16 protein-coding genes are annotated in these 19,155 nt (G+C 63.2%); 10 read left to right on the top strand and 6 right to left on the bottom strand.

Annotation, left to right across the window (positions count from 1 at the left end):
• Positions 1 to 103 precede the first annotated feature (103 nt).
• The 7 genes from HU748_RS06520 (at position 104) to HU748_RS06490 (ending at position 5,779) form a co-directional block, all read left to right on the top strand.
• Positions 104 to 1,066, top strand: a complete 963-nt coding sequence (locus tag HU748_RS06520) for an alpha/beta fold hydrolase (protein WP_186666714.1) — start codon at positions 104 to 106, stop codon at positions 1,064 to 1,066.
• A 190-nt stretch (positions 1,067 to 1,256) separates the two neighbouring features.
• Positions 1,257 to 1,748 (top strand): ribonuclease E activity regulator RraA, encoded by a 492-nt coding sequence (rraA, locus tag HU748_RS06515; RefSeq protein ID WP_186719756.1) that lies wholly within the window; start codon positions 1,257 to 1,259, stop codon positions 1,746 to 1,748.
• A gap of 27 nt (positions 1,749 to 1,775) precedes the next feature.
• Positions 1,776 to 2,771, top strand: coding sequence for a zinc transporter ZntB (locus HU748_RS06510; RefSeq protein WP_186666713.1), 996 nt, complete (start codon positions 1,776 to 1,778; stop codon positions 2,769 to 2,771).
• Between the two features lie 98 nt (positions 2,772 to 2,869).
• Positions 2,870 to 3,124 carry a hypothetical protein gene (locus HU748_RS06505; RefSeq protein WP_054892470.1) on the top strand — a complete coding sequence of 85 codons (255 nt, stop codon included), beginning with the start codon at positions 2,870 to 2,872 and terminating at the stop codon, positions 3,122 to 3,124.
• Positions 3,125 to 3,126: 2 nt separating this feature from the next.
• Entirely contained in the window at positions 3,127 to 3,951 is an 825-nt protein-coding gene (locus tag HU748_RS06500; RefSeq protein WP_054892469.1) for a mechanosensitive ion channel domain-containing protein, read from the top strand.
• 113 nt (positions 3,952 to 4,064) lie between these two features.
• Complete coding sequence (sigX, locus tag HU748_RS06495; RefSeq protein ID WP_054892468.1) at positions 4,065 to 4,631, top strand: RNA polymerase sigma factor SigX; 567 nt, start codon at positions 4,065 to 4,067, stop codon at positions 4,629 to 4,631.
• A gap of 110 nt (positions 4,632 to 4,741) precedes the next feature.
• The gene (locus tag HU748_RS06490) at positions 4,742 to 5,779 is read left to right on the top strand and encodes an OmpA family protein (RefSeq protein WP_186666711.1); all 1,038 of its coding nucleotides are present in this window, start codon (positions 4,742 to 4,744) and stop codon (positions 5,777 to 5,779) included.
• 137 nt (positions 5,780 to 5,916) lie between these two features.
• Here the strand turns inward: HU748_RS06490 and HU748_RS06485 are convergent, their stop codons facing one another.
• The 4 genes from HU748_RS06485 to HU748_RS06470 form a co-directional block, all read right to left on the bottom strand.
• Positions 5,917 to 7,587: a bifunctional protein-serine/threonine kinase/phosphatase gene (locus HU748_RS06485; RefSeq protein ID WP_186719754.1), complete on the bottom strand. Its 1,671-nt coding sequence runs from the start codon at positions 7,585 to 7,587 to the stop codon at positions 5,917 to 5,919.
• Between the two features lie 4 nt (positions 7,588 to 7,591).
• The gene (locus HU748_RS06480; protein WP_186719752.1) at positions 7,592 to 8,803 is read right to left on the bottom strand and encodes a nitrate/nitrite transporter; all 1,212 of its coding nucleotides are present in this window, start codon (positions 8,801 to 8,803) and stop codon (positions 7,592 to 7,594) included.
• A gap of 180 nt (positions 8,804 to 8,983) precedes the next feature.
• The gene (locus HU748_RS06475) at positions 8,984 to 9,559 is read right to left on the bottom strand and encodes an ANTAR domain-containing protein (protein ID WP_186666708.1); all 576 of its coding nucleotides are present in this window, start codon (positions 9,557 to 9,559) and stop codon (positions 8,984 to 8,986) included.
• An 11-nt stretch (positions 9,560 to 9,570) separates the two neighbouring features.
• On the bottom strand, positions 9,571 to 10,785 hold the full coding sequence (locus tag HU748_RS06470; protein WP_186666707.1) for a CmpA/NrtA family ABC transporter substrate-binding protein: 1,215 nt from the start codon (positions 10,783 to 10,785) through the stop codon (positions 9,571 to 9,573).
• A 128-nt stretch (positions 10,786 to 10,913) separates the two neighbouring features.
• Between HU748_RS06470 and HU748_RS06465 the strand changes: the two genes are divergently transcribed.
• Positions 10,914 to 11,936 (top strand): quinone-dependent dihydroorotate dehydrogenase, encoded by a 1,023-nt coding sequence (locus HU748_RS06465; RefSeq protein ID WP_063543995.1) that lies wholly within the window; start codon positions 10,914 to 10,916, stop codon positions 11,934 to 11,936.
• Between the two features lie 102 nt (positions 11,937 to 12,038).
• On the opposite strand, the gene HU748_RS06460 is transcribed toward HU748_RS06465, so the two are convergent.
• Positions 12,039 to 12,254 (bottom strand): ribosome modulation factor, encoded by a 216-nt coding sequence (locus tag HU748_RS06460; RefSeq protein WP_080642046.1) that lies wholly within the window; start codon positions 12,252 to 12,254, stop codon positions 12,039 to 12,041.
• Between the two features lie 548 nt (positions 12,255 to 12,802).
• Between HU748_RS06460 and rlmKL the strand changes: the two genes are divergently transcribed.
• Positions 12,803 to 14,995 carry a bifunctional 23S rRNA (guanine(2069)-N(7))-methyltransferase RlmK/23S rRNA (guanine(2445)-N(2))-methyltransferase RlmL gene (gene rlmKL / locus HU748_RS06455; RefSeq protein WP_186666706.1) on the top strand — a complete coding sequence of 731 codons (2,193 nt, stop codon included), beginning with the start codon at positions 12,803 to 12,805 and terminating at the stop codon, positions 14,993 to 14,995.
• Between the two features lie 94 nt (positions 14,996 to 15,089).
• Complete coding sequence (locus tag HU748_RS06450; RefSeq protein WP_186719750.1) at positions 15,090 to 17,477, top strand: diguanylate cyclase; 2,388 nt, start codon at positions 15,090 to 15,092, stop codon at positions 17,475 to 17,477.
• 42 nt (positions 17,478 to 17,519) lie between these two features.
• Here the strand turns inward: HU748_RS06450 and dacB are convergent, their stop codons facing one another.
• Positions 17,520 to 18,983 carry a D-alanyl-D-alanine carboxypeptidase/D-alanyl-D-alanine-endopeptidase gene (gene dacB, locus HU748_RS06445; RefSeq protein ID WP_054892460.1) on the bottom strand — a complete coding sequence of 488 codons (1,464 nt, stop codon included), beginning with the start codon at positions 18,981 to 18,983 and terminating at the stop codon, positions 17,520 to 17,522.
• Between the last annotated feature and the right edge of the window lie 172 nt (positions 18,984 to 19,155).

Genomic DNA, 19,155 nt, shown 5'->3' with positions numbered 1-19,155 from the left:
CCACCGAACCCGGTGGCAGCGGGTTTGCCCGCGAATGCGCTGAAGCCCCAAATTCAGCGTCGCAGTTTCCCCATCCTGTTTCCCCTTTTCATTCTGTGAATCCATGCAAAGCAGCAGCACCCTTTTTCCCGTGGCCCTGCTCAGTGCCGAGCGCCGTGGCGACCTCAGCGAAGATGTCTACCGAATCAAGGCCGGCAACAGCCCCGACGCCAGTGTCGAGCTGGCGCTGACCCGCCTCGGGCTGGCCGATCAGCCTTCCACTCCAGGCGTGCCGGTGATCCTCCTGCATGGCAGTTTCTCCAACCGCCGCTTTTGGTATTCGCCCAAGGGCATTGGCCTGGGGGCGTTCCTGGCGCGTGCCGGTTTCGATGTGTGGATCCCGGAAATGCGTGGCCACGGGCTGTCGCCGCGCAACCGCCAGTGGCGGCAGAACACCGTGGCGGACTATGCGCGTTTCGATCTGCCGGTGATCGGGGCCTTTGTCCAGGAAATGGCAGGGCAGGCACCGCACTGGATTGGCCATTCACTGGGTGGCACCACGCTGGTGGCGGCGCTCGGCGGCGGCTACCTGAACAGCGCCTGCGTGGCCAGCGTGGCCTTGTTCGGCACTCAGGTCAGTCGTGTGTACTGGCCGCTGAAAGTGCCACCGGTTGCCTGGGGCGCACGTCTGCTGGTCAAGCGCTTCGCACAGCTCTCCGGGCCGCGCCTCAAGCGTGGGCCGGAAGACGAACCGATCGGTCTGGCCCTGGAAAGCCTGCGCTGGCATGGGCTGTTCGGGCGTTTCGGGGTCAAGGGCCAGGATTGGTGGGCTGGGCTGTCGCAGGTCGAGGCGCCGCTGCTGGCAGTGGCTGGCGCGGCAGATTTCCAGGATCCGGTATGGGCCTGTCGCAAACTGTTCGAACAGTGGGGCGGCGAGTGCAAGCAGTTCCTGCGCCTGGGCCGTGAAGAAGGCTTCGAGGCCTTTGGGCATGTCGACATGCTGGTGAGCAAGGCCGCGCAGGCGCAGGTCTGGCCGCTGGTGGCGCGCTGGTTGAGCGATCCCCAGGCGCCCGTCCAAGAAGGTTGAATGAGCGACCATTCGCGGGCAAGCCCGCTCCCACATGCTGTCAGTGGCCGGTTCTCCAGGGTTGTGGGAGGCCTGTAGGAGCGGGCTTGCCCGCGAATGCCGCACCACCGAACTCGCGGATGACTGCAATGGCCTTCAGGGTGTAGCCTTGCCCGATACCCGCTTTCGTTGTGACTGACAGGAGCTTCCCATGCAGCATTACGTAACGCCCGACCTGTGCGACGCCTACCCGGAGCTGGTCCAGGTGCTGGAGCCGATGTTCAGCAATTTCGGCGGCCGCGACTCTTTCGGCGGCCAGATCGTCACCATCAAGTGCTTCGAAGACAATTCCCTGGTCAAGGAGCAGGTCGAGCTCGACGGCAAGGGCAAGGTCCTGGTGGTCGATGGCGGCGGATCGCTGCGCCGTGCGCTGCTGGGCGACATGCTCGCCGAGAAAGCAGCGAAGAATGGCTGGGAAGGCCTGGTGATCTACGGCTGTGTGCGTGACGTGGATGTGCTGGTGCAGACCGACGTCGGCGTGCAGGCCCTGGCCAGTCATCCGATGAAGACCGACAAGCGCGGCATTGGCGACCTCGATGTGGTGGTCAGCTTTGCCGGCGTCACTTTCCGTCCCGGCGAATACATCTACGCCGACAACAATGGCGTGATCGTCTCGCCAAGCCCCCTGAAGATGCCGGAGTGATGCGCCGCGCGCGCTGATGGAGCATTGATGTTCGAGGAAGACAACGCGCAGTGGGGGCTGGTCCATGCCCTGGTGCTCGACGGCAAGGGCGGCGCGCGCGCCATTGCCCGTACCGAGTTGGACAACCTGCAATTGCAGGCGCAAGAGAGCCTCTGGCTGCACTGGGATCGCAGTCATCCGCAAACCCGCACCTGGCTGCTGCACGACAGCGGCCTGAGCGAGTTCGCCTGCGATCTGCTGCTCGAGGAGAACACTCGCCCACGCCTGCTGCCGCTGGCCAACGAGCAGTTGCTGCTGTTTTTGCGCGGGGTCAACCTCAACCCTGGCGCAGAGCCGGAAGACATGGTTTCGGTGCGCATCTTCGCCGAAGCGCGTCGCGTCATTTCGCTGCGCCTGAGGCCTTTGCGCGCGAGCGACGAGATCCTGCAGCAACTGGATGAGGGCAGGGGGCCGAAATCGGCCTCCGAATTGCTGTTGCTGATGGGTGAACTGTTGACCGAAAAGGTCCAGGCACTGGTCAGCGACCTGTCCGAAGCGGTCGATCTCGAGGAAGAGAAGGTAGAATCCGACGAACGGTATAGTCCGGCCCAGGGCAATCTGCAGCAGATCCGCCGTCGTGCCGCCGGGCTGCGTCGCTTCCTGGCGCCACAGCGTGATATCTATGCCCAGCTTTCGCGCAACAAGTGGAGCTGGTTCGCCGACGCCGACGCCGATTACTGGAACGAGCTGAACAACAGCCTGATCCGTTATCTCGAGGAGCTGGAACTGGCGCGAGAGCGCGCTGCGCTGGTGCTGGAAGGCGAGGACCGGCGGCGCAGCGAGCGGATGAACCGGACCATGTACCGCTTCGGCATCATCACCTGCATCTTCCTGCCGATGAGCTTCATCACCGGCCTGCTCGGCATCAATGTCGGTGGTATTCCGGGGGCCGAGAACCCCTATGGCTTCCTGTTCGCCTGCCTGGTGGTGTTGGGCCTGGCCGCAGGGCAATGGTGGTTGTTGCGCAAGTTGCGCTGGGTCTGAGCGTCGAGCACGTATGTATTTTGAAACATTCGTCCCATATCCCTGTGTGACCCGTCGGCCAGAGCCCTCGTCTTTGACTGACATCACGCGAGGTGCCCATGCACGATCCGTTTGAAGAATCCCTGCGCGACCTGCTCAAGGCGTCGCCGTCCGGCCATGACCGAGACGACGACGCCTGCCTGGGTCGCGTGCTCAAAACCGCCAACCGTCAGGTTGGCGCGGGCGATCTGTTCAGCCTGCTGGGCCGCTGGAGCCAGGCGCTGCTGATCGCTGTCAACAATGGCTCGGCGCATGTCGCGCCGGTGCGCCGTACCCCTGCCGCAGGCAGACAGAAAGCTGATAAGGCCGATTGAATATGGAACTCGATCTCTGGACCCAGAGCCTGGTCACCGCCATGACTGCCCTTTGGACCAAGGTGGCGAACTTCATCCCCAACCTGTTCGGCGCGCTGGTCGTGGTGCTGCTCGGTTTCGTGGTGGCCAAGCTGCTCGACACACTGCTGTCCAAGCTGCTCGCCAAGTTCGGCCTCGACCGCCTGATGAGCGGGACCGGGCTGACCAAGATGCTCGGCCGGGTCGGTATCCAAGTACCGATCTCGACGCTGATCGGCAAGATCGTCTACTGGTTCATCCTGCTGATCTTCCTGGTTTCGGCCGCAGAATCGCTGGGCCTGGAGCGGGTCTCCGCCACCCTCGACATGCTTGCCCTGTACCTGCCCAAGGTGTTTGGCGCGGCGCTGGTACTGCTGGCCGGCGTATTGCTGGCACAGCTGGTCAACGGCCTGGTGCGCGGCGCTGCCGAAGGCATCGGCCTGGAGTACGCAGCGGGCGTCGGGCGCATCGCCCAGGGGCTGGTCATCATCATCGCGATCTCGGTGGCGATCAGCCAGCTCGAGGTCAAGACCGACCTGCTCAACCATGTGATCGTCATCGGGCTGATTACCGTTGGTCTGGCCGTGGCCCTGGCAATGGGCCTGGGCAGCCGGGAAATCGCCGGGCAGATCCTTGCCGGGATCTACGTGCGCGAGTTGTATCAGGTCGGCCAGCAGGTGCGGATTGGAGAGGTCGAAGGGCATATCGAAGAGATCGGAACGGTCAAGACGACGCTGCTGACCGATGATGGCGAACTGGTATCGCTGTCTAATCGAGTGCTGCTTGAGCAGCGTGTCAATAGCCGCTAACCGCACAAAAGCTGTTAATGTATGCCGCCGCAAAAATCGGCCCCAGGGGCTGAGCGGCGACATTGACCTGACTGTCGGCCAGATCCGTTTTGAATAAAGTCTATTCGCCGCCCATGCGTTACGACCCCCGCGAGCTCACCGACGAGGAGTTGGTGGCGCGTTCGCATGAGGAGCTGTTTCATGTTACCCGCGCCTATGAGGAGCTCATGCGGCGCTACCAACGGACCCTGTTCAACGTCTGTGCACGTTATCTGGGGAACGATCGGGATGCTGACGATGTCTGTCAGGAGGTCATGCTGAAAGTGTTGTACGGCCTGAAGAATTTCGAGGGCAAATCGAAGTTCAAGACCTGGCTCTACAGCATCACCTACAACGAATGTATCACCCAGTACCGCAAGGAGCGTCGCAAGAGAAGGTTGATGGATGCCCTGAGCCTGGACCCCGTCGAAGAGGCGTCCGAGGACAAGGCTCCGAAACCGGAAGAAAAAGGCGGGCTGGATAAATGGCTGGTGTATGTGAACCCGATCGACCGGGAAATTCTGGTGCTACGTTTTGTCGCAGAGCTGGAGTTTCAGGAGATCGCCGACATCATGCACATGGGCCTGAGCGCCACGAAAATGCGTTACAAGCGTGCGCTCGACAAGCTTCGTGAGAAATTTGCGGACTCGGCTGAAACTTAGTCCTACGCAAATGGCTCAAACGAATCGGCAAGGTCTGCTAGACTTGCCGTCGAGTTGTCCCCCGGTTTTTGGTGGGGCGGCTTAACTATCACCAGATGGGGATTTAACGGATGAAATTGAAAAACACCTTGGGCTTGGCCATTGGTTCGCTCGTAGCCGCCACCTCGATTGGCGCTATGGCACAAGGCCAAGGCGCCGTCGAAACCGAGATCTTCTACAAGAAGGAGTTCTTCGACAGCCAGCGCGACTTCAAGAACGACGGCAACCTGTTCGGCGGCTCGATCGGTTACTTCCTGACCGACGACGTTGAACTGCGTCTGGGCTACGACGAAGTTCACAACGCTCGTGGCGACGACGGCAAGAACATCAAGGGCTCGAACACTGCCCTGGATGCCGTTTACCACTTCAACAACCCATACGACGCTATCCGTCCGTACGTTTCGGCTGGTTTCTCCCACCAGTCGCTGGGCCAGACCGGCCGTGGCGGTCGTGACCACTCCACCTTCGCCAACGTTGGCGCTGGCGCCAAGTGGTACATCACCGACATGTTCTACGCCCGTGCCGGCGTTGAAGCCCAGTACAACATCGACAAAGGTGACACCGAGTGGGCACCGAGCGTCGGCGTTGGCCTGAACTTCGGCGGTAGCCCGAAGCAGTCCGCAGCTCCTGCTCCTGCTCCGGTTGCCGAAGTCTGCACCGACAGCGACAACGACGGCGTCTGCGACAACGTCGACAAGTGCCCTGACACCCCGGCCAACGTCACCGTTGACGCCGACGGCTGCCCGGCTGCCGCTGAAAACGTCCGCGTTGAGCTGGACGTGAAGTTCGACTTCGACAAGTCGGTCGTCAAGCCTAACAGCTACGGCGACATCAAGAACCTGGCTGACTTCATGAAGCAGTACCCACAAACCACCACCGTGGTTGAAGGTCACACTGACTCCGTAGGTCCAGACGCTTACAACCAGAAGCTGTCCGAGCGTCGTGCCAATGCTGTCAAGCAGGTTCTGACCCAGCAGTACGGCATCGAATCCAACCGTGTTGACTCGGTTGGCTACGGTGAGACCCGTCCAGTTGCTGACAACGCCACCGAAGCTGGCCGCGCCGTTAACCGTCGCGTAGAAGCTCAGGTAGAAGCCCAGGCCAAGTAATTGGTTTGATGCTTCACGAAAAACCCGGCCTCGGCCGGGTTTTTCTTTGCCTGGAATTTGGGTATGCCAAACGGGCCTGCATCTCGGTGCCCTGCATTTGCAGGAGCGGGCTTGCCCGCGAAGAATCCCGCCCAGGCTTACCCTTTAAGCACGATGTACAGCAGCACCAGGTTCAACACCATCGACAGCAGCGCCAAGGTTCGCCAGACTTTCAGCGGCTCGCGCTCCAGCAGGGGGCGAGGGCGCATGGCCAACTCTTGGCGGTCACCGCGTTCGAGCAGCAGCAACCATTGTTCGGCGGTCTCGAAACGTTGTGCAGGGTCCACCGAGACAGCCTTTTCCAGGCTACGCTGCAACCATTCAGGCAGGTCGGGGCGATAGCGCGCAGCATTGACCGGCGTACTGAAGCGTGGGCGCTGGAACGCCTCGATTTCACCGTAGGGGTAGTGCCCGGTCAGCAGGTAGTACAACGTTACGCCAGCGGCGTAGAGATCCTGGCGGGCTGTCGGCGGCTCGCCATCGAAGGCTTCCGGGGCAATGAACGAGGGGGTGCCGGGCAGATCGTGCGGCTGATCCTCTGACAGGCCCGGGCAGTACGCCAGGCCGAAATCCAGCACGCGTAGTTGGCCATCCGCCCCTAGATGCAGGTTTTCCGGCTTGATGTCGCGGTGCAGCAGGTTGCGCCGGTGCAGCACGCCCACTGCCTGCAGCAGTTGGCGTGTCAGCTCCAGCCATTGGGGCAGTGGCAAGGGCCCATGTTCGGCGAACAGGCTGGCAAGCGTCTGGCCCGGATACTGGCGCATGAGGTAGTACAGGTGCTGGCGCTGGCTGGCGGCATGCACCTCAGGGAAGTGTCGGCCAGCGACCCGGCGCAGAAACCACTCTTCGAGCAGCAGCCGCTGAGCAGCGCCCTGATCGGTTTCGCGCGCCGGTGGAAGGGTCTTGAGCACCCATGCCTGGCCCTGGGTATCCTTGACCCGGTAGAGCAGTGATTGCCGGCTCTGGGCGAGCAGCCCTTCGACACACCAGCCATCGATGCGCTGGCCCGTACGCAGGGCGTTCGGTATCGGCCATTCCTGCAACTGCGCAAGGGTATCGCCCAGATTCGCCGAGCCCGGCTGTTCGACCCTGACCAGCAACGCGCTGGCGTTGTCCTGGCTGCCGCAAAGGTGCGCGCTGGCGACCAGAGTATCGGCGGCCACCTGCAGGTCAGGCTGCTCGCGCAGGATCGACTGGATCTGCTGATCGCTCAGGCTCGACCAGACACCATCGCTGAGCAGCACGAAGCACTCGCCCGGCTGCAGTTCGCCTTCCCGGTAATCGACCAACAGGTGCTGGTCCAGACCCAAGGCGCGCTTGAGCACATGATGCATTCCTGGCTGGTCCCAGACATGGTCATCGCTCAGGCACGACAGGCGACCGTCGTGCCAGCGGTAGGCGCGGCAGTCGCCGACATGGGCGAGGGTGAACCGCTTGCCGCGCAGCACCAGGGCGGTCAGCGTGGTCATCAGCGGCTGGCCGTTGCCCTGGGCGCGCAGCCAGCGGTTCTGCGCCAGCAGCAGGCGATCCAGGGCCTGGGCCACACCCCAGGTGGCGGGAGTGGAATAGTAGTCCAGTGCCAAGGCCTGCAGGCTGGCCCTGGCCGCCAGGCCACCATCGGCGCACTGGCTGACGCCGTCGGCGAGGGCGAACAGGTAGCCCTTGCTGGCGGCCAGCTCTGCAGCCGGGGTGACCAGGCGCAGAGCGTCCTGGTTTTCCGGGCGCGGGCCGGTGGCGCTGGCCTGGGCGAACGCCAGTTGCAAGCTCATGGGGTCAGACCCGCGCGGCCGTCACGGCAGCCGAACCCCAGGTGGTGCGCCAGCGACGCTTGACCCCATACAGGCCGAACCAGGCCAGCAACCCCAGGCTGGCGAACAGCCACAGGCCAAGTTGATAGTCGCCGGTGTGCTGCTTGATTGCACCCAGGCCTGCCGCCAGCAGGAAGCCGCCGATGCCACCGGCCATGCCGATCAGGCCGGTCATGACACCGATTTCCTGGCGGAAGCGTTGCGGCACCAACTGGAACACCGCGCCATTGCCAGCGCCCAGGCCAAGCATGGCGCTGACGAACAGGGCCAGGGCTGCTGCGGCGCTGGGCAGGTTGAAGCCGACTGCAGCGATGCACACCGCTGCCACACTGTACATCCCGAGCAAGGTGCGGATGCCACCGAAACGGTCGGCGAGGGCACCACCCAGCGGACGCATGAGGCTGCCGGCGAACACGCAGGCTGCCGTGTAGTAGCCTGCGGTGATCGGGCTCAGGCCATACTGGTCGCTGAAGTAGCCCGGCAGGGCGCTGGCCAGGCCGATGAATCCACCGAAGGTGACACTGTAGAAAAACATGAACCACCAGCTGTCACGGTCGCCCAAGGCCTTGAAATAGTCGGCCATGGCCTTGGGCTTGGGGCGCTGCGGGGCATTGCGTGCCAGCAGTGCAAAGGCCACGAGGGTGATCACCAGCGGGATGACGGCGAAACCGAACACGTTGTTCCAGCCAAAGCTTGCGGCCAGCACCGGGGCGAGCAGGGCGGCGAACACCGTCCCGGAGTTGCCCGCACCGGCGATGCCCATGGCCTTGCCTTGGTGCTGGGGCGGGTACCACTGCGACGCCAACGGTAGCGACACGGCGAACGAGGCGCCTGCAACGCCAAGGAACACGCCCAGCAGCAACGCTTGTTCGTAACTGTGAACGCCCATGAACCAGGCACAGGCCAGGGCGACGATCACGACCACCTGCCCAATCAGGCCGGCAGTCTTGGGTGACAGGCGGTCGACCAGCATGCCCACGATAAAGCGCAATACGGCACCGGCCAGAATGGGCGTTGCGACCATCAGGCCCCGTTGCTGCGCACTCAGTTGCAGGTCGGCGGAGATCTGCACCGCCAAGGGACCCAGCAGGTACCAGACCATGAAGCTCAGGTCGAAGTAGAGGAAGGCGGCAAACAGCGTAGGCACATGCCCGGATTTCCAGAAGCTCGTATTCATTGAACACCTCGCGCAGCTTGCAACGGTTGTCATGCCCTGCCTGGCAGGGCGGAAACGAAAAAGACGTCGCTACCCGATCCACCAGGGTGGAGGGGAGAGCGACGTCTTTGTCGGGATGATGTGGCAACCGCCGTTGGCTACCTGTGGTATTGGCTGAGCAAGAGCCGGGCCAACATCGACTCAGCCAAGCATTTCGGACATGGCGATGATCTGCTCTGCCACCTGAATCAACTTCTGCTGGCGGCTCATGGCCTGGCGACGCATCAGGGTGTAGGCCTGCTCTTCATTGCAGTCTTTCATCTTCATCAGCAGGCCCTTGGCCTGTTCGATGCGCTTGCGTTCGGCCAGTTGCTGGTCGCGAGCCAGCAGTTGCGCCTTGAGCGCCTGGTCGCTCTCGAAGCGAGCCATGGCCACGTCGAGAATCGGCTGCAGGCGCGCCGCATGGATGCCTTCGACGATGTAGGCGCTGACGCCGGCCTGGATCGCCTGGCGCATCACCCCCGGATCATGCTCGTCGGTAAACAGTACGATTGGCCGTGGCTGATCCCGGCTGACCAGCACCACCTGCTCCATCACATCGCGACCCGGTGACTCGGTATCGATCAGCACAACATCCGGACGCACCGTTTCGACGCAGCTGGGCAGGTCGATGGTCAGCCCCGGCGCCTCGATCACATCGAAGCCAGATTCGATCAAGGCAGCCTTGAGGCGGCCAACCTTCTTCTCGGTATCATCGATCAGCAGAACACGCAGCATGGTGGCCACCTTCACGAACCAACCCGCACGTGCGGGGCATCATCCAGAGCGTGCAGGCGGAAACTGCGGGCATAGGCATGGGGATCGCTGCCGTCCCAGCGGATGCCGTCGATCAGCAGGCTGCTGCGCATCGGTGCGTCGGCGCAGGACACGCCCACGGCCTGGGCTGCTTCGCGGTACAGCGTCAGTTGCTGTACGCGAGAGGCCACTGCCAGGTAGTCCGGGTCCTCGCGCAGCAGGCCCCAGCGGCGGAATTGGGTCATGAACCACATGCCGTCGGACAGATAGGGCAGGTTCGCCCGACCTTGGTCATGCACGCGCAGGGCGTGACGATCCTGCCATCGATTGCCCAGCCCGTCGTGGTAGTCGCCGAGCAGGCGCGGCTCGATGTTGCTGGCTGGCGTATCCAGGTAGGCCCTGCCGCTGAGCAGTTGCGCCGTGCCCCGGCGATTTTCCGGGCTTTGCTCGATGAAGCGGCTGGCGGCGAGTATCGCCTTGACCAGCGCGCGGGCGCTGTTGGGGTAGTGCTCGACGAAGGCGCGGGTGCTGGCCAGGACCTTTTCCGGATGGTCCGGCCAGATCGATTGACTGGTGGCCAGGGTGAAGCCCTGGTCCTGTGCCACGGCGTCTGCCGACCAGGGTTCGCCAGCACAGAAGCCGTCAATGCGCCCGGCCTGCAGGTGCGCGACCATCTGTGCCGGTGGCACCACCACGCTATCGACATCGTGCAGCGGGTGGATGCCCTGGCTGGCCAGCCAGTAGTACAGCCACATGGCATGGGTGCCAGTGGGAAACGTCTGGGCGAAGGTCAGGCGTGCGCCATGCTGGTGCACCAGTCGCGCCAGTGCTTCAGGGCTGGTCACGCCCTTGCGCTGCAACGCGGGGGAAAGGTTGATCGCCTGGGCATTCTGGTTCAGGCCCATGAGCACTGCCATATCGTTGGCCGCGACACCGCCCATGCCCAGGTGCATGGCGTAGACCAGCCCATACAGGCAGTGGGCAGCATCCAGTTCGCCGCTGGCGAGTTTGTCTCGGGTGCCGGCCCAGGAAGCCTGACGCTGCAGATTGAGGGTCAGACCCTGGAGTTGTGCGAAGCCCTGCGTGGCCGCGACCACCACCGAGGCGCAGTCGGTCAGGGCCATGAAACCGATGTTCAGGCTGGGTTTCTCGGGTGCATCGCTGCCGTTGACCCAGGCCAAGGGTGTTGTCGGAGGGGCTGTGTTCACGAAATATCCTCACCCGTACCGATCGGGTTGCCAGCGCTTCGAAGCAACCCATGTGCCAAGGCCCTGTCGCGCGGACGGCGCGCTGGCTATAATCGCATCCCTCACTCACCCCCGAGTCCTGCCTGCCCATGTATACCCTGGCCCGCCAGCTGCTGTTCAAGCTCTCCCCGGAAACCTCCCACGACCTGTCGCTCGACCTCATCGGCGCCGGTGGCCGCCTTGGTCTCAATGGCCTGCTGTGCAAGCGTCCGGCCTCGGTGCCGGTGACCGTCATGGGCTTGAACTTTGCCAACCCCGTGGGCCTTGCCGCAGGCCTGGACAAGAACGGCGCGGCCATCGATGGCTTCGCCCAGCTGGGCTTCGGCTTCGTCGAGATCGGCACTGTCACCCCGCGACCACAGCCTGGCAATCCGAAGCCACGGTTGTTCCGCCTGCCGGAAGCGACTGCGATCATCAACCGCATGGGCTTCAACAACCTGGGTGTGGATCACCTGCTGGAACGGGTGCGCGCGGCGCGTTATGACGGTGTGCTGGGCATCAACATCGGCAAGAATTTCGACACGCCGGTCGAGCGTGCCCAGGACGACTACCTGATCTGCCTCGAAAAAGTCTACACCCAGGCCAGCTACATCACGGTCAACGTCAGCTCGCCCAACACTCCCGGCCTGCGCAGCCTGCAATTTGGTGATTCGCTCAAGCAACTGCTCGACGCGCTGGCCGAGCGTCGCGAACAGCTGGCGAGCGAGCACGGCAAACGCGTGCCGCTGGCGATCAAGATTGCACCGGACATGAGCGATGAGGAAACCGCGCTGGTGGCGGCAGCCCTGGTCGAGTCGGGCATGGATGCGGTAATCGCGACCAATACCACTTTGGGGCGCGAAGGGGTCGAAGGGCTGCCGTTCGGGGGTGAGGCGGGTGGGCTTTCCGGGGCGCCGGTGCTGGAGAAGAGCACCCACATCGTCAAGGTGCTGGCTGCTGAACTGGGCGGCAAGTTGCCGATCATCGCGGCGGGCGGGATCACCGAAGGGCGCCATGCTGCCGAGAAGATCGCAGCCGGTGCGAGCCTGGTGCAGATCTATTCGGGCTTCATCTACAAAGGTCCGGCACTGATCCGCGAGGCAGTCGATGCGATTGCCGCGCTGCCCCGCTAACAAAGATGCGGCCCAATAAAAAGGGCCCCTTGAAGGGGCCCCTGGGCCTTAGCCCGCCGCCCGGATGGGGCGTGCATGGTGACTCGAATTCAGTGTCCTCGTTCAGCCAACGGCGTGATTTTCGTTGAGTCTCTGGATGCCAGCGGTGCCGGTCATGCCGTCCCAGTTGTCGCCGCGACCTTCACGCCAACCGTTGATCCATGCCTGGCGAACGGATGGCAGATTGAAGGGGCAAAGTTCGCGGGATTTGCCGGTTACCCCGTATTGGTAGCCACGTGAATATGCTCTTTCCAACGGATCACGCTTAAGTCTTCTCATAGGGTGTTGCCCTCACTTGTTGACTGTAATGTCCCGTCGGCCTCTCCGAGGCCGGGCAGAATCTTTCTGCCGGTTTGCGCTCGCTGCCGGCGTGGCGAGCTGAAAGTGCCGTCCCGTTGCGAGGCGGCCTGAGGTCAGTTCTAACCAATGCGAGTCTCAGTGTGAATGATCAATTTGTCATAAGGACGTAACCTTTCCAGGGGTGAGGGGATAAGTAAATAAATGCGACTCAACCTTGTTTAGGTTTTGTCCCGCTATGATGAGGGTTTGCTGGTGGTTGAAATCATTTGGCCATTGGCGCCATCGAACTGACGCAACATCTGGTAATGCGACGAAGGGTCACACCGATGCCTTCGTTAGACGAAATTTTCACACTGCCCGACGATCAAACCCTTTTGCGCCACCCGGCGTCGGTTGTCGATCGGGTGGCCGGGTTTGCCGAATGATCGGCACGCCACCCGGATACCTGCTGGAAGGGTATCCGGCAAACTCAGGCAACAGCGATGCGTCGCGTTGCCAGCACACAGCCCAGAGGCTCTGGAATCTACATGTCGGACTCATTCGAACTCTATCTCACCTGCCCCAAAGGCCTGGAAGGGCTGCTGGCGGAAGAAGCCCGCGGCCTGGGCCTGGCCGATGTGCGCGAGCATACCTCGGCAATCCGCGGCGCGGCCGACATGGAAACCGCCTACCGGCTGTGTCTCTGGTCACGCCTGGCCAACCGCGTGCTGTTGGTGGTCAAGCGCTTTGCCATGAAGAACGCTGACGACCTCTATGATGGCGTGCACGGTGTCGACTGGCAGGACCACCTGGCCGCCGACGGCACCCTGGCGGTCGAGTTCAGTGGCCATGGATCGGGTATCGACAACACTCACTTTGGCGCGCTCAAGGTCAAGGACGCGATTGTCGACAAGCTGCGCAACCGTGAAGGCCAGCGCCCGTCGGTGGACAAGATCGACCCCGACCTGCGTGTGCACCTGCGCCTGGACCGTGGCGAGGCCATCCTGTCCATCGACCTTTCCGGCCACAGCCTGCACCAGCGCGGCTATCGCCTGCAGCAAGGTGCTGCGCCGCTCAAGGAAAACCTGGCTGCTGCGGTGCTGATTCGCGCCGGTTGGCCGCGTATTGCCGCCGAGGGCGGCGCGTTGGCAGACCCTATGTGCGGTGTCGGGACCTTCCTCGTCGAAGCTGCAATGATTGCCGCCGATATTGCACCGAATCTCAAGCGCGAGCGTTGGGGCTTCAGTGCCTGGCAGGGCCATGTCCCGGCGCTGTGGCGCAAGGTGCACGACGAGGCCCAGGCCCGTGCTCAGGCGGGCCTGGCCAAGCCGCCGTTGTGGATTCGCGGCTATGAGGCCGACCCGCGGTTGATTCAGCCCGGACGCAACAACGTCGAGCGCGCAGGCCTGGGGGACTGGGTGAAGATCTACCAGGGCGAAGTCGCCAGCTTCGAGCCGCGCCCGGACCAGAACCAGAAAGGCCTGGTCATCAGCAACCCGCCCTATGGCGAGCGCCTGGGAGACGAGGCGAGCCTGCTGTACCTCTACCAGAACCTCGGCGAACGCCTGCGCCAGGCCTGCATGGGCTGGGAAGCGGCGGTGTTCACCGGCGCACCCGAGCTGGGCAAGCGCATGGGCATCCGCAGCCACAAGCAGTATGCGTTCTGGAACGGCGCGCTGCCGTGCAAGTTGTTGCTGTTCAAGGTCCAGCCCGACCAGTTCGTGACCGGCGAGCGTCGCCCGGCCGATGATCAAGCCGGCGACTCGCGTGCGGCACCGGCCGTGGCCCATGAACCGGCACGTCTTTCCGAAGGCGCGCAGATGTTCGCCAACCGCCTGCAGAAGAACCTCAAGCAACTGGGCAAGTGGGCTCGCCGCGAGCAGATTGACTGCTACCGTCTGTATGATGCCGACATGCCCGAGTATGCCCTGGCGGTCGACCTCTATCAGGATTGGGTACATGTCCAGGAATATGCGGCGCCGCGTTCGGTCGATCCGGACAAGGCCCAGGCCCGCCTGCTCGACGCTCTGGCGGCGATTCCCCAGGCCCTGGGTGTCGATCCTCAGCGCGTGGTGCTCAAGCGCCGCGAGCGCCAGGGCGGTACGCGCCAGTATGAGCGTCAGGCCACGGAAGGGCGCTTCCAGGAAGTCAGTGAAGGTGGCGTCAAGCTGCTGGTCAACCTGACTGACTACCTGGACACCGGCCTGTTCCTCGATCACCGCCCGATTCGCCTGCGTATCCAGCGCGAAGCGGCCGGCAAGCGCTTCCTCAACCTGTTCTGCTACACCGCAACCGCCACCGTGCATGCGGCCAAGGGCGGCGCGCGCAGTACCACCAGCGTCGACCTGTCGAAAACCTACCTGGACTGGGCGCGGCGCAACCTGTCGCTCAATGGCTTCTCCGAGCGCAACCGCCTGGAGCAGAGCGATGTGATGGCCTGGCTGGAAAATGCCCAGGACAGCTACGACCTGATCTTCATCGACCCACCGACTTTCTCCAACTCCAAACGCATGGAGGGGGTGTTCGACGTGCAGCGTGACCATGTGCGTCTTCTCGATCTGGCCATGGCGCGTCTGGCACCGGGGGGCGTGCTGTACTTCTCCAACAACTTCCGCAAGTTCCAGCTCGACGAGCACCTGGTCGAGCGCTATGCGGTGGAAGAGATCAGCGCACAGACCCTGGATCCGGATTTCGCCCGCAACAACCGTATCCACCGGGCCTGGCGCCTGCAGCTACGCTGAAGAGACGAAGTGCATTGCAGTGATGATGGCTAATGGCTATAAATCAGCTCAGGGCCGAACAATTCGCAGGACGCTGACGTGATGAGAATGCTCTATGTCGAGGGTGCGTGCGAAGATGTTCGGCCTGATCAGCGAGGCGCTCTCGGCCTGGGCTGTCGCGCTGTTCGCGCTGGTGGCCGGCGGGTTGCTCACTGCTGCACTGGCCTTCGCCGCCCACGCCTTCTACAAGCAGCAGTTGCGTCAGCGCTTCGAACTACTGGCCAGTGAGCGCTACAGCCGTATCGCCGAACGTTTCGAGGATCAGGAGCAGCGCCTGGATGGTCTGAGGCGCTTCTTCAGCTACTCCAGTGAAATTTTCCCCGAGGAGTTCGACGGTTACGCCCGCCCCTTGTTGCACCGTACCCAGGCCTACTCCTGGGCACCACGGGTCGAGGCCGGTGAGCGCGATGTCTTCGAGCGCCGCGCCAGTGCCTGGCTGGGGCGCCCCTACCAGATCCGTGATCACGATGCCCAAGGCCTCTGGCACCCATCGCCGCCACGGGCGTTCTACTACCCGGTGCTGTACACCCAGGCCACCCACCAGCACGACCAACCTTACGGGCTCGACCTGCGTAGCCAGCCCCAGCGCCAGGATGCGCTGGACCGCGCTACCACGCCCGGCAGCCTGGCGGTTTCCTCTCCACTGGACATGATCAACGTCGATCCGGCCTACACCCGCGGCCTGTTGATCGTCGCACCGGTGTTCGCCGAGTCGGCGCCGAGCGGGCCGCCTGCTGGCTATGTCATGGCCTTGTTGAGCATGCGCCAGTTGATCAGCGAGGGGCTGCCGACCGCCACGGACGACAATCTGGTGGTGCGCATCCTCGATCTGTCGGGCAGCCAGGGCCATGAGACGTTGTACGATTCGGGCAACCACAGCGCGCCGTTGCCGTTGACCAGCAGTCAACTGCTGCACCTGGCCGACCATCACTATCAGCTCGATATCCGCCCCAGCGAAGCCTTCCTCCGGGCCAACCGCTCGTCAGCGGTGTTCACCGTGACCCTGCTCGGTGGCCTGTTGAGCCTTTTGCTCAGCGCCTTGCTCTACAGCCTGTTCAGCCAGCGTCAGCGCGCCCTGATCCTGGTCGAGCAGCGCACGGCGGCATTGCGCGTGAGCGAGCAGTCGCTGCGGGAAACTCACAACCAGCTACGCAGCGTGCTGGATGCCGCGACCCAGGTGGCGATCATTGCCACCAGCCTGCGGGGCGTGATCAGCACCTTCAATGCGGGGGCGCAGCGCATGCTTGGGTATTCGGCCGACGAAGCGCTGGGGCACCTGGCGCTGGAGAATCTGGTCCAACCCGACGAACTGCGCCAGCGTGCCCACGCCTTGAGCCTGCGCTATGGGCGGGAGATCACGGCAGGCCAGGCGATGTTTGCCGAGACGGTGCAGGAGGGCACAGGGGAGCCCGGAGAGTGGACGTTGGTGCGCAAGGACGGCAGCCATTTGCTGGCCAACATGCTGGTCACTGCGGTGCTCGACGAGCAAGGCTTGTGGGTGGGTTACCTGGCCATCTGCATCGATGTCACCGAGCGTCGTCGTGTTCACGAAGCGTTGGCCGCCCGTGACCGGCTGCTGGAGAAGCTCAGTGCCGAGGTCCCGGGCGGCATCTACCAGTATCGTCTGGATGCCGACGGCCATTCGTGTTTTCCCTACGCCAGCGCCGGGCTGCTGGATATCTATGAAGTGGACCTGCAGTTGCTGCGCCATGACGCATCGACGGTGTTCGAGCGCATTCATCCGGACGACCTCGAGCGAGTGCGTCGCTCGGTGCGCGAGTCGGCCGAGCGCATGACGCCCTGGCGCGAGGAGTATCGTGTCTGCCTGCCCCGCGCCGGCCTGCGCTGGGTGCGTGGGGAGGCAACGCCGGAAATCGGGGAGGAGGGCTGCACCCTTTGGCATGGCTATCTGACGGACATCTCCGATCTCAAGCGGGTAGAGGAGGAGTTGCGTGCGCTGTCGGTCACCGATGTCCTTACCGGCATCCACAACCGGCGTTACTTCCAGGAGCGGCTCAAGGTCGAACTGGAGCGGGCCCAGCGAGATGAACTGGACCTGGCGGTGATCATGCTCGATATCGACCACTTCAAGTGCATCAACGATCAGTTTGGCCATGCCGTTGGCGATCACGTGTTGCGTAGCCTCTGCCAGCGCATTGGTCATCGGCTGCGGCGTACCGATGTGTTCTGTCGGCTGGGAGGCGAGGAGTTCATGGTGCTGTGCCCGGGCAGCAATGCCGAGCAGGCCCACAAGCTTGCGCTGGAGTTGTGGCAGGGCGTGCGCGGTGTGCCGGTCGAGGGGGTAGGCAGGGTGACGGCCAGTTTCGGCGTGGCGGGATGGCGTGTCGGTGAAGGGGTCGATGCCTTGTTGTTGCGAGCGGATGCGGGGGTCTATGTGGCCAAGCAGGCCGGGCGCGATCGCGTGGAGGCAGAGTTGCCCTGAGGTGGCCGGGGCTGCGTCACAGCCCCGGTTTGTCCGTTTCTGTCAGGGCACCACGCCGACAGTCCCAGTGCCGACCTTGGGTTGGCGGTAGAGCTCCAGCAACACCTGATCCAGCACCTGGGAGGCGCCCCAAGGTTTCGGATCATTGAGAATCGCCGACACGGCCCAGGTATGGCCGTTGCTGTCGCGACTGAAGCCTGCGATCGCGCGCACGGTGTTGAGGGTGCCGGTCTTGATGTGCGCCTCGCCGGTCATGGCGGTGCGCTTCAGGCGCTTGCGCATGGTGCCATCCATGCCCACCAATGGCATCGAACTGATGAACTCGGCCGCATAGGGGCTCTTCCAGGCGGCTTGCAGCAAGGCTGCCATTTCACGTGTGCTGACACGCTCGGCGCGTGACAGGCCAGAGCCGTTCTCCATCACCAGGTGCGGTGCGGTGATACCTTTCTTGGCCAGCCACTGGCGCACTACACGCTGTGCCGCGCGGGCATCGTCACCGTCGGCATCGGTACGAAATTGCGCGCCCAGGCTGAGGAACAGTTGCTGGGCCATGGTGTTGTTGCTGTATTTGTTGATATCGCGAATCACCTCGACCAGGTCGGGCGAGAAGGCCCGGGCCAACAGGCGCGCGCTTTTGGGTACGTTTTCGATGCGGTCACGGCCCTGGATGCTGCCGCCGAGCTCGTTCCAGATCGCCCTGACCGCACCGGCCGCATAGGCGGGGTGGTCGAGCAGGGCCAGATAGGTTTGCGAGTTGCAGCCGTCGCCGAGCTGGCCACTGACCGTGACGCTCACGCCATCGGGTTGCACCACGGGGTTGTAGCGCACATCGCCGGTGCATTGCTTCGAGGCCACGGCCTTGACCTGATTGTCGATGCGGATGCTGGCGATGGGCGGCTCGACCGAAACCACGACTTTGCCACCATCGTTGCGGGCGACGAAACGCAGGGCTTTGAGGTTGACCAGCAGCGAGTCCGGCTTGACCAGGAAGGGCTTGTTGACATCGCCGCCATCATCGTCGAAATGTGGCAGGGTGGGTTGAACGAAATGACTGCGGTCCAGCACCAGGTCGCCGGTGACGGTGCGCACACCGTTGGCACGTAGATCACGCATCAGCAACCAGAGCTTTTCCATGTTCAGTTTCGGATCACCGCCACCCTTGAGGTAGAGGTTGCCGTTGAGCACGCCGTTGTTCAGGGTGCCATCGGTGTAGAACTCGGTCTTCCACTGAAAGGTCGGGCCAAGCAATTCGAGGGCGGCGTAGGTGGTCACCAGCTTCATGGTCGAGGCCGGGTTGACCGAGACGTCGGCATTGAAGATCGTCGGCGTGCCTGGTCCATCGAGTGGCAGCATCACCAGCGACAGGGCGTTGTCCTGCAGCTTGTTGGTCTTGAGGGCCTGCTGCACCTTCGGTGGCAGGCTGGTGTTGACGGCGGCAGCCTGGCTGGGCAAGGCGATGGGAAGGAGCAGGCCGGCGAAAAGCAGTGGGCGAAGCGTCTTGATCATGAGTGCTGTAACCCTGCGGGCGAGGGAAAAGGACGATGGGGCTGTAAGAGATGATGGCCCCTTGGCGAAATATAGTGCGCATTATGCCCCAAGCGTGCTGTTTGTGGGCAGGTTCGACACAAAAGCGCCGCTCTGGCGCGGAAACTGGTAAAGTGCCGCGCGTAATTACTCA

It is taken from the genome of Pseudomonas sp. RW3S2, assembly GCF_014268955.1.
GTDB lineage: Bacteria > Pseudomonadota > Gammaproteobacteria > Pseudomonadales > Pseudomonadaceae > Aquipseudomonas > Aquipseudomonas wayambapalatensis.
Note: the sequence above shows the minus strand (reverse complement) of the source record. Positions and strands in the feature narration are given on the sequence as shown.

Excerpts from the sequence above, each read along its gene's own strand:
- HU748_RS06520 (WP_186666714.1), top strand. The coding sequence starts at position 104 with ATGCAAAGCAGCAGCACCCTTTTTCCCGTGGCCCTGCTCAGTGCCGAG.
- rraA (WP_186719756.1), top strand. The coding sequence starts at position 1,257 with ATGCAGCATTACGTAACGCCCGACCTGTGCGACGCCTACCCGGAGCTG.
- HU748_RS06510 (WP_186666713.1), top strand. The coding sequence starts at position 1,776 with ATGTTCGAGGAAGACAACGCGCAGTGGGGGCTGGTCCATGCCCTGGTG.
- HU748_RS06505 (WP_054892470.1), top strand. The coding sequence starts at position 2,870 with ATGCACGATCCGTTTGAAGAATCCCTGCGCGACCTGCTCAAGGCGTCG.
- HU748_RS06500 (WP_054892469.1), top strand. The coding sequence starts at position 3,127 with ATGGAACTCGATCTCTGGACCCAGAGCCTGGTCACCGCCATGACTGCC.
- sigX (WP_054892468.1), top strand. The coding sequence starts at position 4,065 with ATGCGTTACGACCCCCGCGAGCTCACCGACGAGGAGTTGGTGGCGCGT.
- HU748_RS06490 (WP_186666711.1), top strand. The coding sequence starts at position 4,742 with ATGAAATTGAAAAACACCTTGGGCTTGGCCATTGGTTCGCTCGTAGCC.
- HU748_RS06485 (WP_186719754.1), bottom strand. The coding sequence starts at position 7,587 with ATGAGCTTGCAACTGGCGTTCGCCCAGGCCAGCGCCACCGGCCCGCGC.
- HU748_RS06480 (WP_186719752.1), bottom strand. The coding sequence starts at position 8,803 with ATGAATACGAGCTTCTGGAAATCCGGGCATGTGCCTACGCTGTTTGCC.
- HU748_RS06475 (WP_186666708.1), bottom strand. The coding sequence starts at position 9,559 with ATGCTGCGTGTTCTGCTGATCGATGATACCGAGAAGAAGGTTGGCCGC.
- HU748_RS06465 (WP_063543995.1), top strand. The coding sequence starts at position 10,914 with ATGTATACCCTGGCCCGCCAGCTGCTGTTCAAGCTCTCCCCGGAAACC.
- HU748_RS06460 (WP_080642046.1), bottom strand. The coding sequence starts at position 12,254 with ATGAGAAGACTTAAGCGTGATCCGTTGGAAAGAGCATATTCACGTGGC.
- rlmKL (WP_186666706.1), top strand. The coding sequence starts at position 12,803 with ATGTCGGACTCATTCGAACTCTATCTCACCTGCCCCAAAGGCCTGGAA.
- HU748_RS06450 (WP_186719750.1), top strand. The coding sequence starts at position 15,090 with ATGTCGAGGGTGCGTGCGAAGATGTTCGGCCTGATCAGCGAGGCGCTC.
- dacB (WP_054892460.1), bottom strand. The coding sequence starts at position 18,983 with ATGATCAAGACGCTTCGCCCACTGCTTTTCGCCGGCCTGCTCCTTCCC.